Raw genomic sequence first — 12,734 nt, 5'->3', positions numbered from 1 at the left:
ACGCCGAGCTCGGTCGAGCGGGCTCGACGTAGAGTCGCGGGGGCCGCTTTCGACTACTTCCTGGGCATGCGACTGGAAGACGTGCCAACCGATTTCTGCCCAGACATCGACGGTCCCGATCTCGAGCTCATGACCGATGTCATCACCCGGACCGCGGTCTGCGACGACTTCTTCGACAGTCCGGCTGGTGACGACCCCTCCTTCGCCACCGCGGCAGTCTCGGCGCTCACTTCAGTGAGCGACACCGACAGGGAGCACGCAGCTCCTGCGGGCACCGAGTCCCTGCCCACCGCCACAGCCGACTTGTGGGCCCGGATGCGCGAGCCCATGTCCCCACAGTGGCGTGCCTGGGCCGGCCACGGCTGGGGACGCTTCCTGCGCTCGTTTCTCGCCGAGGCCGACGCTCGGCACGCCACCCCGCTGCCGGGGATACCCGCCTTCTGCGACCGCCTGTCCTGCGACCCGTCCGAGCGTGAAAGCGCCGAGCGTTACGTCGCAGCCATGACGTACCAGACTCGTGTGACCTACGACTGGTCCCTCGCGACCGTGCGAAACGCCATCCAGGCCACGTCCGGGCGGCGCCCGGAGTACCTCGTTCCCAGCGGCGGGGTGACGCAGTGACCACGTCCTACGCCCTGACTTCGTACCTCGGCCTGTGAGGACCAAGCGCCTACTCCACGACCCGCTCCCGACAACGCCGACAGCGAGGCCCCAACCATGACCAACAGCCTCTCCTCCAGCACCCACGCCGTGCCGACGGCCCCCGGCCGGGTCCCGCTCCTCGGTCACATCCCCTCCGTTCTCAGGCACAGTCCTGTGACGACGCTGCGATCGCTACAGGCCCACGGCGACATCGTCGCCCTCCACCTCGGCCCGGTAACGGTCTACGTGGTGAACTCGCCCGACCTGATCCACCGCGTCCTGGTGACGGAAACCGACAACTACGGAAAAGGGCGCCTTTTCACAAGGAGCACCGACATCATCGGCAACGGCATTGCCACCTCCGAGGGCGAATTCCACCACCGGCAGCGACGCTTGATGTCCCCGGCCTTCCACCGGACGCAGCTGCGCACCTACGGAGAGGTGATGCGCGGTCAAACCGAGGCGATCACCGGCACCTGGCAACCAGGCGCCGTACTCCCCCTCGAGAAGGAGATGAACCGTCTGACCGCCCGGGTGGCGGCCAAGACGCTCTTCACCTCCGAGCTCGGCGATCGCGCGGTGGCCGAGGTCCAGAAGACGGTTCCCCTCATGACCAAGGAGGCCATGCGGCGGGTCATGGTCCCGGATGTGATCAACCGTCTGCCGACGCCCGGCAACCGCCGCTTCTTCGCGGCCATCGCCCGTACGCGCAAGATCCTCAACGAGGTGATGTCAGCGTACGAGGAGCAAGGCGTTGACCACGGTGACCTGCTGTCCACGCTCCTCCGGGCCCGGGACGAGGAGACCGGCGAGGGCATGACCCACGCACAGGTCCACGATGAACTGATCACGCTGTTCATCGCAGGCACCGAAACCACAAGCACCACCCTGTCCTGGCTCTTCTATGAGATCACCCGGCATCCGGAGGTCGAGGAGCGTCTGCTCGCGGAGCTCGAGACCGTGCTGGGGGACCGAGCCGTCACTTTCGACGACCTCCCGAAGCTGGAGTACGCGGCACGCTTCGTCGACGAGACGCTGCGGCTCCACGCACCGTGGCTCTCCATGCGGCGCACCAAGGTGGACGTGGAGTTGGGCGGCGTCCACATCCCGGCAGAGACGGAGCTCATCTACAGCCCCGACGCGGTACACCACAACCCCCGGCACTACCCAGACCCCGAGCGCTTCGAGCCGGACCGCTGGCTGTCCGCTCCGGCGGATCGGCGTACGTTCATCACCTTCGGCGCCGGCAAGCACAAATGCATCGGGGACCACTTCGCCCGCACCTTGATTCTGATAGTGCTAACCACCATCGTCAGGAAGTGGCGGCTGACCACGGTACCCGGCTACAAGCTGCGAGAGGTCCCGGACGTCCTCCTCCGCCCGAAGACCCTGCCGATGACCGTGGAGGCGCGCGCGGCGTGTCGTACGGCCTGACTACGACCCACCGGCAAATGGATCACTTGAGGCATCGGTGTTGGGGCGGCCGTCCCAGCGGTAGCCGCTCGTCAAGCGTCGAATGAGCATGCGGAGCGTGACGAGGGCGGTGGCGAGGTAGAGGTAGAGGTGGAAGTCCACGACATCGCCGCTCCTCTCCGTGCAGCGCCGCAGCTTGCCGTAGTCGCTCATCCACGAGTGCGTGCGCTCAACCAGCCAGCGCTTGTCGGCCTGGATCGGGGCGGGCACGCCCTTGCGGGCGATCTCGGCCGAGAAGCCCAACTCGCCGATAGGCACACGTGATTTGGTGCTGTCGTACCCGCGGTCGAGCTGTTCGCTGCGGCACACAAAGGAGGTTTCGAACGGGTGCACAAGCGTTCAACACGTGCACGGATTCGCTCTGTCCAGAGCGTTCCGCGCCAACGCCAGGACGAGTAAATTCACGAAGCGGGTCCGGCTGGCCGACTTGCAGCCAACCAGGGTCCCCACGGCACATACGAAGGACTCCTGGCCGTCGCCTGACACAGCTTCCCACCGCAAACGTGCCCCACCCAGGCACCTCACAACCAATAGCCAAGCGACATCGAGAGCATCCATTCCGAAGGGCGAGGAGCGAATGAGCGCATACCCACCACAACAGGCCCAGACCAGTCCGTGGCAGTCTGCCGACCTTTGGCAAGGTACGACCTACCGCCTGCCCAGGCTCCTGCACCAGCTTCCCGTCGCGCACCACCGGGACCACCAGTCGATCGGGGAACTGTCCCGTCAATGGGGCCGTCGGCACCTCGCAGCTCATTTCGCCCAGAACACGGCTCACAGCCGCACCATAGCCCGCCGCGATGACATGGACACCTACATCGCGTGGAACCTGCCCTGGGGCATGTGCCTGTGTTACCCGCACGGCGAGGCGGCCCGGCTGGTGACCGTCTGCAACTTCATCGACGTGGTCACCATCTACGACGACGTCTCCAGCACGCCACCAGACGGGGGCAGCCCACAACCGGCAGCCCAGACCGAGAAGATCAACCGCATCCTGCGCGGTCACCGGCCCCAGGACAGCTTCCCCCTCGGCCAGGCCCTGCACGACGTCTGGCAAGACTTCACCGCAACCGCCCCCACCGGCCTGCTCCAACGCCTCACCCAGGCGATGCACGACGTGCTGGAAGGCATCACCGAAGAGACTGCCATCCGCAAGTCGGACAACGTACCCGACCTGCAAACCCTACTCCGGCTACGCAGGGGACCGATCTACGCCGACGTCTGCCTGCTGCTCCTCGAGTACGTCCTGAATATCGAACTACCACCCGAATTCCTGACCGACCCCCGCGTCACCGAAGTGCACAACCGGTGGGCAGACAGCTTCTTCATGCTCAACGACATCCTCTCCCTCGCCAAAGAGATCCGCGACGGCGACTGGTCACTGAACACCGTCGCCGCCATCGGCGCGGCCCATCAACTGGACCTCCAGGAAGCCGTGAACGAAACCGCCCGCCTCATCGAACTCAACGAAAGTGCGTTCACCAAAGCCCGCGACGAACTCCTCGCCTCAGACCTCGGGCGCATCCCACACGCAGCCACCTACCTCACAGAACTCGACTACCTCATCAGCGCCAGCGCCGCCTTCCAGGGCCACTGCAGCCGCTACTACCAGCGCAGCACCGACTGGGATCCGACGCGCCCCGCCATGGTCACCCTCAACCCCGAATGCCTGGAGATCACCGGACTGCCCGCCTGAGAGCCGACCCCGCCCTCATCCGCCGGATCCCGGGACCACCGGTGCGCGCGTTGAGCACCAGCCCGCGGCTTGCCGTTCCGTGGGGCAAGCTGGTCGCGTACTGCCGGAGTCACACCAGCCGTGACGACTGCTTGCCAGCTGACTTGCGTCAGTCAACTATGAAGCGGCCACAACTCTCTGACCAGGGAATTTCGACACCTTCATTTGCCAACTAACCTCGCTGTTTCACTTGGCGTGGGGCTGGGTTCTGCGCGGCAACGCGAAAGTGCCTTCTGAGCTGGGATGATGAACCTTGTCGAGGGGTTCTGTCGGTCCAGGCGGAAGGCACTTTCTGCGTGAAGGTGCGACACGAGGTCGCGGTGCGCCGTGAGGCGCTGAAAACCGTAGGAGGTGCAAGACCTCCTCGCTGGGCTGTCGCAGCAGCCCAGCAGGAGCTGAGCGCAGTCCAAACCAGGAAACGCTGGGGCGGGCGGAAAGCAGCGCTGACAAAGCCGAGACAGTCTGGAACTGCCAGATGGGCTGGGTTCGGCAAGCGAGATCGGACGGTATACGAGAGGAACCGTTGGTAAAGCTCCGTAAGCGTGTCACCGGCTCAAATCTGGCGGATATGGGCCGGGATGCAGCGCACAGCCGCTCGAATAGAGCGGCCGACTCCGTAGCTGGTATGCGATGTCAGTGGGGAGGCCACGGTGAAGGTCTGCGGCGTAACTGTGGCGATGCTGCCGGAGCAGAGCTGGATGCCAAGCCGATCAATCGGTTTTCAGTGAACACGGGAACCATCCCGCGTCGTTCCTACAGCCCGGAATCCATCCGGAGCGGGGGATAGATGCGTTGTCCGTCGAAGGGGCGGGATGGGGCGGAGGCCCCGTAGTAGTCAGAGCGAGAGAAGGGCTCGTACACGGCCAAGGGGGCCAGCAAGTCTGCAGTACGGATACCGGAATGCCAGGAGGACGTTGGTGAATACCGACGAGCTGGAGTACGCCTTACTCAAGGCGGAACGCCGGGTACTGGAGATCCAGACCAAGCTGCACCGTTGGGCCAGTGATGACCCTCATCGCAGGTTCGATGATCTGTACAATCTCGCCGCCGATCCGGGCTTCCTGCTGGTCGCCTGGTATCGGGTGCGGAACAACAGGGGCGCGCGCACGGCCGGAGTGGACGGGCAGACCGCCCACTACATCGAGTCCGTGCGTGGGGTGGAAGGGTTCCTCTCGGAACTTCGGGATGACCTCAAGGCCCGTACCTTCCAGCCTCTCCCGGCGCGACGGCGCGCTATTCCCAAACCCAACGGCAAGGTCCGTTACCTGGGGATCGCGACCATCCGTGACCGGGTGGTCCAAGCGTCTCTGAAACTGGTGTTGGAGCCGATTTTCGAGGCAGAGTTCCTCCCATGCTCCTATGGGTTCCGCCCGAACCGCCGCGCTCATGACGCAGTGGCCGAGGTGCACCATTTCGCGTCCCGCTCTTACGAGTGGATCGTGGAAGGTGACATCAAAGCCTGCTTCGATGAGATCTCGCACTCCGCCCTTATGGACCGGGTGAGGAATCGAGTTGGAGACAAACGCGTCCTGGCCCTGGTGAAGGCATTCCTGAAAGCGGGCATCCTCGATGAGGACGGCACGCTTGCGGGTATCAACGCTGGAACTCCGCAAGGGTCAATTCTCTCCCCGTTGTTGAGCAATGTGGCTCTCTCGGTCCTGGATGAGTACGTCGCCCAAGGGCCGGGCGGTCCCGCAGCCAGCCCGTATGGAAGGGCCAAACGACGTCGTCAAGGTCTGCCCAACTACCGCCTTGTGCGGTACGCGGACGACTGGTGCCTGCTCGTGGCAGGCACCGCGGCACACGCGGAAGCCCTGCGGGAAGAGATCGCAGGGGTCTTGTCCACGATGGGCCTACGCCTGTCGCCAGAGAAGACCCTGATTACCCATATCGACGAGGGGCTGGACTTCCTCGGCTGGCGCATCCAGCGTCACCAGAAGCGAGGCACCGGCAAACAGTACGTCTATGTCTATCCGGCCAAGAAGGCACTGGCTGCCGTCATGGCCAAGGTGAAGACAATTTGTCGGCGGAACACGAATCTGACGCTCTCCGACCTACTGCATCAGCTCAACCGGGTGCTGCGGGGATGGACCGCGTACTTCAAACACGGATGCTCGAAAGCGACCTTCAACTACCTGCGGTCTTATCTGTGGAAGGAGGTCATCAGGTGGGAAAGGCGCAAGCATCGGCGGACGCCGTGGAAACAGCTACGCCGACGCTACGGCATCTGGCCGGCTGACGGTGATACCGGGATGTTCGACCCCGCCAAAGTGCGCACCAAGCGCTACTACTACCGGGGTTACCGCATCCCAACACCATGGCCGAGCGCGGGATGAGATCTCATCACGAACTCACGGGGCTTGTGGAGAGCCCGTTGCCTAGTAATAGGCACGGCGGGTTCGGGAGGCGGCTCGGAGAAACCCACCAGCGGTGACGCTGGAAGGGCGCTCCGAGCCGACCTCACTGTGTTGAGTGGATGCTCTTGGAAAGGGGGTCGGCGATGTCGCCGACGTCAGGGTAGTCCCGGGTCCGTGTCCGATGATCCGTTCCCACCTGGACGTGCGTCGCTGGTAACGGCGGGGTGCGAAGCTCCGGGGAGAAGCCCAAGCGCCGCCGTTCCACCCGGTGGCAACAGGCAAGGGAAAGACCGGGCGGGCGAACACCCGTGAACCCTCGATGACGTCTCGTGAGGAAAAGCCCTGCCGGTGGGACGCGACAGCAGGGTGCAGGGCGGGCCGCTGAAACGCGGCAGGCGCCGGGCGGATCTGCATGCCGCCCGGGAGGACACCGCCGCCCCGGGATATAGAGGGCGCCCAATCCGGTCGCATCTCGCACACGCGGAACGTGGAAACCCCGACGGAGGCCGTCGCCCGGACAGGGCTGGCGGTGGGCCGACCGTGAGGAAGGCTGATGTCTCCGGCGGGACAGGACGGCTCAAGAAGCGAAGGCCGGCAGGCCGAAAGGCCAGAGGAAACCGGGACAGCACGAGCGGCGGCCTCCGCCGCAGTCCCGGCCAACTCGCCGGATACCGGACCGGTGTCCGGGTCCGAAAGGCGGATGATAAGCGACTCCAGGAGAGCACGCCAGAGTGTGGTCATAGAGCAAGAGCCATCGGCCATCGCTCAGGGTGACCGCAGGGGTGATCCTGGCAGGAATACGCGACGCCTCAACATGCGAGCCCACAAGTCCCACGGCCGAACCAAAAGGCTGGTTCGGATCCGGCGGTTCGCCGTGCCCTGGGCGGGGGAGGGAGCACAGATCCGCCGGAGGGACTGGGGTGAAAGCGTCGGGGTCATGCGGCGGTTACCCGGTGCGGGCGGGCAGTTCGCCGAGCGCGTGGCGGATCGCGGTGAGGAAGGTCTGGATCAGGGGGTGCTCCCCGGCTCCGGCGCGTACGGTCGCGAGAACGGTGCGCGTGTGGCCCGCGGAGCCGTCGAGGATGAGGTCGGGGGCGCGGTCGAACCACAGCATGTCGGGCAGGAAGGCCACCGCGTGGCCCTGCTCGACCAGCCGTGCGTGGACCAGCATGTCCGCGGACACGTAAGCGACGTCCGGCTCGAACCCGGCGGCGTGACAGATGGCCGTCGCCCATGCCCGGGCGGGCGTGCCGGCGGGTTCCATCACCCAGGGGTGCTCGGCCAGATCAACGAGCGACGCCACAGGTGCGGGGGTTGTCAGCCGCATGGCGTCCTCGCACAGCAGGTGGTGCTCGAACTCGGAGGCGCGGGCCGGCCGCGCGTGCCCGGCGAACGTCTCGTCGATCACGAGGTCGAAGTCCCGGGTGAGCAGACCTGGCAGCGAGGTGTCGGGCTCGGCCTGGGTGGCCTCCACCCTTATCCGGGGATGGTTCTCCCGCAGCCAGGTCAGCGCGACGGGCATCAGTGCGAGCATCGCGGTCTGGAAGGCCGCCACCCTGATCGTCCCGGACACCTCCCGCAACGAGGCCACGATCTCCACCTCGGCGCGCTCCAGTTCCCGCAGCGCCATCTCCGTGCGGGCGACGAGGATCTCCGCCTGCGGTGTCAGCCGGACCCCCCGGCCTTCCCGCTCCAGCAGCGGAGCGCCGACTTCAGACTCCAGCAGCATCAGTTGCTGGGAGACAGACGAGGGGCTGTAGGACATGGCCGAGGCGACAGCAGCCAGCGTGCCGCGGTACTTCAGCTCCCGCAGCACCGCAAGGCGGCGCAGGTTGTACACGTCCCTCACTCCATTCATCGGATTCTGTGACCTGTCTACTCCTGAAACATTCACTTTACTGAAGGGAGGTGCTTTGGGACTGTAAAGGCAGAGAAGCACCGCACAGATGGGAATACAGGGCATGGACATCGAGGCGCTCCGCCAGGACACCCCGGGCACCGCGAACCGGATTCACCTCAACAATGCGGGCGCGGGCCTACTGTCGCGGCAGGCTCTCAAGGCCGTGACCTCCCATCTGGAGTTGGAGGCCGCGATCGGCGGCTACGAGGCCGCGGGCCAGGAACGGGACCGCATCGATGCCACCTACGGGCGCATCGCCCGACTGGTGGGTGGGCAGGCGGACGAGATCGCGCTGTTCGACAACTCCACCCACGCCTGGAATGCCGCGTTCTACTCCATGACGTTCAAGCCGGGCGACCGCATCCTCACAGGCCGGGCAGAGTACGGCAGCAGCGTCCTGGCCTACCTGCAGATAGCCCAGCGCACCGGAGCCGAGGTTGTCGTCGTCCCCAACGACGAGTCCGGCCAGCTCGACACCGCCGCCCTGGCGAACTTGATCGACGACCGCACCAAGCTGGTGGGCATCGCCCACGTCCCCACCAGCGGAGGCCTGGTCAACCCGGCCGCCGAGATCGGACGCATCACCCGCGCCGCCGGCGTTCCCTTCCTCCTCGACGCCACCCAGTCCGTCGGCCAGTTCCCCGTGGACGTCGCCGAGCTCGGCTGCGACATGCTCAGCGCCACCGGCCGCAAGTTCCTGCGCGGCCCGCGCGGCACGGGCTTCCTGTGGGTCCGGCCCGAGGCACTGGCACACCTCGAGCCGCACGTGACCGAGATAGCAGCGGCCACCTGGGACGGCAAGCGCAGCTTCACCTGGCACGACGGCGCGCAGCGTTTCGAGACATGGGAGGTCAGCTACGCCAACGTCCTGGGTCTGAGCGCCGCCGTCCAGCAGGCCCTGGATCTCGGCATGGACGAGATCGGCCGACGCGCCCTCGCCCTCGGCGCCTACCTGCGCGACCGGCTGGACGCCGTGCCCGGCATCACCACCTACGACCTCGGCCGGCAACGGTGCGCGATCGTCACCTGCAAGATCGACAACATGGCCACGGCCGATGTCGCGGCCGCCCTCGCCGGGCACGGCATCAACGTCAGCACCACCAACCCGGCAGAGACCCAGTTCGACACCGAGGACCGGGACGTCCACCCGCTGGTACGGCTCTCGCCGCACTACTACAACACCGAAGCCGAAATCGACCGCGCCGTCGGGGTCCTCACCGAACTCGCTGCGACCCGCTGATGTCCTGCGCCGGAGATCCGTCGGCAGAAGCGGGCAAGGGAGTCTGGCTGCTGCGGCCGGCAAGGCGCCGCGGGCGCACCTGTACCGCGCACTGCAGCAGCGGTTCCCGCGCTGTTGTGGGCCCGCCAAGAACTTCACCCCACACATGTCCCTGGGCCGGACCCGGGATCCGCGGCGAGTCACCACCGCCTGCGCCACCCGGCTCGACGCCATGACGGCGACGGTCTGGGAGCTCGTCCTGCTCTCACGCAGGGGCCACGGGCCGATGCGGCCACGGGCCACGGTCGCCCTGCACACGGGCGAGGTCCGCTGGCTGCCCGCGCCCAGCTCCGAAGCGCCGGGCCCGGCGGACACTGCCTGGTTCTCCGAGATCACCGACAGGTGAGGCACATGACCAGGCGAGGCAAAGCACCGCCCGGGTTTCAGGTCGGATGAGAACTCCCAGCTCGGGATTCTCGGTGCAGTAGCTGGCGGGGCCCGGCTGACTGGACGTGCGTGAAATCCGCAGCCAGCCCCTGGCATCGGGTGCCCCAGTCCGTGAAATGGGACTCGGTGATGGCCTGAGCGACGATCGGATGCAGCTCCTGCTCCGTCGCATCGGCCTCCTGGGGCTGGGGTATCTGGGCGGCGTAGGTGCGTGAGATTGCGGTTGTGACGTGGCGCTCGCAGCCGTCGACGGAGGACCCGCGGGCGGTAAATCCGAAGTAGGCGACGACGTGCACCATCATGCTGGCGGAGATGGCTGCCTGCTCTCGCGCCTGTTCCCTGACCTGCGGTTGCCACTCCGATTCGGTTGCCTCCACCAGCGCGGCCTGGAGACGCTTCTGCGGCTTCGTCAGCTTCCCGGCGCGGTAGCGCTCCACCGTCCGGATCGAGACGCCCAGGCGGTCCGCCAGGTTCCGCGCCGAGTCCTTCGTACGCGTGAGAAGGATTTTCACCTGAGCCTTTGCGGATTTCGGCACGGGCCGGGTGAACACCTCCCGCTCCGCCCGCGCGAGGGCCTCCAGGACCTTGCCGCGGCGCGGGGCGGCTGCTACTCGTGATCGCTCATGCCGACCAGGAAGCCATGGCGCGCCTGTGGACAACCACGACCCCGACCACTGACTCTCACCACCACTGACACCAAACCAAGAGATCGTAGCGAGACGCCGGCCGAAGAGCCGAGGGACTGCTTCAGCGCGGCATGAAGCGACCCGCCGACAGGCCGTGCAGGTAAAGCAGCGGCAGCACCTCGCTGATCTTCGGGGACTTTCTCGACACCACGCTCAGGTTCTCGTCCCGTCTCACGGTGGTAAGGGACCTCATCGGGCGTGGCGTCGGCCCAGGCCGGATCGTCGATGAGGTGGACGTGGGCCTCGTGCTCGCCGTTCTCACCCCATGACTGCGTCAGAGCCGTCGCCACCGCCTGCCATGCGGCGTTGTAGTCGGTCCTGATGATCAGGGCAGCAAATTCATCACGTCCGACAATCTCAGAAGCCGTATCTCAACCGAACATGATCGCTTGATTTCTGCTGGTCAGGCATGGTCCGGCTCGGAATGAGGGAGGCATCCTGCGTCTTGTTTCCGCTCAGTGAGCGAGGGGTGCGCGATGGCGTCGGTGCTGGGGATGCTGGAGGAGCGGGAGACGGCGGCCCGTGTGCGGGTGGAAGGGCTGCGGGAGGAAGTCGCCCGGTTGGCTGGGGTGTTGGAGGCCGCCGAGATCGAGCTGGACCGGCGGGTGATCGCGCGGGAAGAGCTGGTCGAGGCCCTGGCAGCCTCGGCTGCCGAGACCACCGCCGTGACCGGAACCGAGGCGGAGCAGAAAACCGTGCCCTCGCCCGCGCCGGTGCCGGGCTCGATCGTGCCGCCTTGGCGCGAAGGATTGCCGCTGACGGTGCTGGCGCCGGACTACCAGCGGATCCTGGACGTGTTCGACGAGCGGCAACTGGCGGGCCAAGGACCGATGAAGGCCAAGGAGATCACGGTGGAGCTGGGCCTTGAGACGACGTCGGCGAAGGTCGAAGGGGTGCGCTCGAAGGCCAGGCGGCTGGCGGAGCGCGGGTGGCTCGTGCAGGAGACGTCGGGGATGTTCAGCGCCGGCCGGCGGCCCGTGGCCGCGCCAGACACCGCCCCATCCGCGTGACCATCGACCACCGGATCATCGCCTCGCTGCTGGCCGGCAACGTCTCGTAGTCCCGGGCCAGCCGGCGTGAATGCATCAGCCACGCGAACGTGCGCTCTACCACCCAGCGTCTCGGCAGCACCACGAACCCCTCCATGTCGTCGGTGCGTTTGACGATCTGAAGGGTGAGCGCGAGTTTCTGCCGGCACCGGTCAACGAGGCCGCCGGTGTAACCGCCGTCTGCCCAGACGAGGGTGATGTCGCGGTGCAGGCGCCGCAGCCGCTGCAGCAGGCCCAGCGCGGCATCCCGGTCCCCGACGTTCGCGGCGGTCACCGCGACGACCAGGAGCAGGCCGAGGCAGTCGGTCACGATGTGCCGCTTGCGGCCGCCCACCTTCTTCCCGCCGTCCCAGCCGCGTGAGACGGACGGCACCGAGGCCGCGGCCTTCACCGACTGCGCATCGATGATCCCGGCCGTCGGCTCCGCCTCACGGCCCTCTCGCTCACGGACCCGTCCGCGCAGCCGGTCGTGGAACTCGTCGATCAGCCCATGCTCGCGCCAGCGGCGGAAGAAGGCGTAGACCCGGCCCCAGTCAGGGAAGTCCGCGGGCATCGCCCGCCAGGAGATCCCGCCCGCGACCAGGTAGCGGATCGCGTCCAGCAGCTGGCGGTGGCAGTAGCCCTCGGGCTGCCCGCCCCGGCCCTGGAGCCAGGCTGGCACCGGCAGCAAAGGCCGGATGGCCGCCCATTCCGCGTCTGTCATGTCGGAGGGATACCGGCGTTCCCGGTCCGGATGGTCGGCGGCGTTGCCGTACACGTGCGCGAGGCAATCACACGATGGAGCAGCCGAGTTGAAGTGAACGGGTTCGGACGCGTACAACAACGACACCAGGGCCTCCCGGTACTGCTCGGTCAGATTCGCATCCCCGAGCTACCGAGAGGCCCTGTCTTCATGCGCGTACAACGAGAAGATCACCCCGGCGGGAAACCTGTTCGACCCGCACGTTCCATGATCGGTTGAGATACGGCTTCTCAGGCAGCACGCGCATGTGCCCCTCCCCCAGACCACGATTAGGGGGCCGACTGTCTCACGGAGCCCTGACACGGCCTTCGCTCGGGGACTCTGCCATTCGCGGCGCTGCCACAGCAGACTCGGCCGCGAACGACAGCACCGGCAGCGTCAACACCGTCCGCAGCGCCCTCGACCGCTTCGTCGCTATTCCCGCGCTCGCCGCGTGAACGTGGCAACCGGCCGGATCCGCGCATTGCGGCCTGGCCTGGTGAGT

10 protein-coding genes and 3 pseudogenes are annotated in these 12,734 nt (G+C 66.6%); 7 read left to right on the top strand and 6 right to left on the bottom strand.

Going from position 1 to position 12,734, the window contains the following annotated elements; all coding sequences use genetic code 11:
* Positions 1 to 129 precede the first annotated feature (129 nt).
* Together OG395_RS57170 and OG395_RS57165 are read left to right on the top strand one after the other, a co-directional pair.
* Positions 130 to 621, top strand: a complete 492-nt coding sequence (locus OG395_RS57170; RefSeq protein WP_327250050.1) for a terpene synthase family protein — start codon at positions 130 to 132, stop codon at positions 619 to 621.
* 96 nt (positions 622 to 717) lie between these two features.
* Entirely contained in the window at positions 718 to 2,076 is a 1,359-nt protein-coding gene (locus OG395_RS57165; RefSeq protein ID WP_327250049.1) for a cytochrome P450, read from the top strand.
* On the opposite strand, the pseudogene OG395_RS57160 reads toward OG395_RS57165, so the two are convergent.
* Positions 2,077 to 2,406, bottom strand: a pseudogene (locus OG395_RS57160) (hypothetical protein); the annotation flags it as partial.
* A gap of 286 nt (positions 2,407 to 2,692) precedes the next feature.
* Here OG395_RS57160 and OG395_RS57155 point away from each other — a divergent pair.
* Positions 2,693 to 3,811, top strand: coding sequence for a terpene synthase family protein (locus OG395_RS57155; RefSeq protein WP_327250048.1), 1,119 nt, complete (start codon positions 2,693 to 2,695; stop codon positions 3,809 to 3,811).
* 956 nt (positions 3,812 to 4,767) lie between these two features.
* Entirely contained in the window at positions 4,768 to 6,186 is a 1,419-nt protein-coding gene (ltrA, locus tag OG395_RS57150; protein WP_327250047.1) for a group II intron reverse transcriptase/maturase, read from the top strand.
* Positions 6,187 to 7,153: 967 nt separating this feature from the next.
* Here the strand turns inward: ltrA and OG395_RS57145 are convergent.
* Positions 7,154 to 8,047, bottom strand: coding sequence for a LysR family transcriptional regulator (locus tag OG395_RS57145; RefSeq protein ID WP_442818846.1), 894 nt, complete (start codon positions 8,045 to 8,047; stop codon positions 7,154 to 7,156).
* A 106-nt stretch (positions 8,048 to 8,153) separates the two neighbouring features.
* On the opposite strand from OG395_RS57145, the gene OG395_RS57140 reads away from it, so the two are divergent.
* Positions 8,154 to 9,347: an aminotransferase class V-fold PLP-dependent enzyme gene (locus OG395_RS57140; protein WP_442818831.1), complete on the top strand. Its 1,194-nt coding sequence runs from the start codon at positions 8,154 to 8,156 to the stop codon at positions 9,345 to 9,347.
* 145 nt (positions 9,348 to 9,492) lie between these two features.
* Positions 9,493 to 9,732 (top strand): hypothetical protein, encoded by a 240-nt coding sequence (locus OG395_RS59065; RefSeq protein WP_442818830.1) that lies wholly within the window; start codon positions 9,493 to 9,495, stop codon positions 9,730 to 9,732.
* A gap of 37 nt (positions 9,733 to 9,769) precedes the next feature.
* On the opposite strand, the gene tpg is transcribed toward OG395_RS59065, so the two are convergent.
* From tpg to OG395_RS59055, 3 genes and pseudogenes are all read right to left on the bottom strand, one after another.
* Positions 9,770 to 10,309: a telomere-protecting terminal protein Tpg gene (tpg, locus tag OG395_RS57130; protein ID WP_327250045.1), complete on the bottom strand. Its 540-nt coding sequence runs from the start codon at positions 10,307 to 10,309 to the stop codon at positions 9,770 to 9,772.
* Between the two features lie 167 nt (positions 10,310 to 10,476).
* Positions 10,477 to 10,604, bottom strand: a pseudogene (locus OG395_RS59060) (IS256 family transposase); the annotation flags it as partial.
* Between the two features lie 43 nt (positions 10,605 to 10,647).
* Positions 10,648 to 10,782 (bottom strand): annotated as a pseudogene (locus OG395_RS59055) (DUF6924 domain-containing protein); the annotation flags it as partial.
* A gap of 153 nt (positions 10,783 to 10,935) precedes the next feature.
* On the opposite strand from OG395_RS59055, the gene OG395_RS57125 reads away from it, so the two are divergent.
* Positions 10,936 to 11,469 (top strand): hypothetical protein, encoded by a 534-nt coding sequence (locus OG395_RS57125; RefSeq protein WP_327250044.1) that lies wholly within the window; start codon positions 10,936 to 10,938, stop codon positions 11,467 to 11,469.
* Here OG395_RS57125 and OG395_RS57120 read toward each other — a convergent pair.
* Positions 11,417 to 12,211: an IS5 family transposase gene (locus OG395_RS57120; protein ID WP_327250043.1), complete on the bottom strand. Its 795-nt coding sequence runs from the start codon at positions 12,209 to 12,211 to the stop codon at positions 11,417 to 11,419. The two genes, OG395_RS57125 and OG395_RS57120, sit on opposite strands and share 53 nt — an antisense overlap.
* Positions 12,212 to 12,734 lie beyond the last annotated feature (523 nt).

The sequence above is a fragment of the Streptomyces sp. NBC_01320 genome (genome assembly GCF_035974375.1).
GTDB classification, from domain to species: Bacteria; Actinomycetota; Actinomycetes; order Streptomycetales; family Streptomycetaceae; genus Streptomyces; species Streptomyces yanii.
This window is presented reverse-complemented; position numbering and strand designations above follow the sequence as displayed.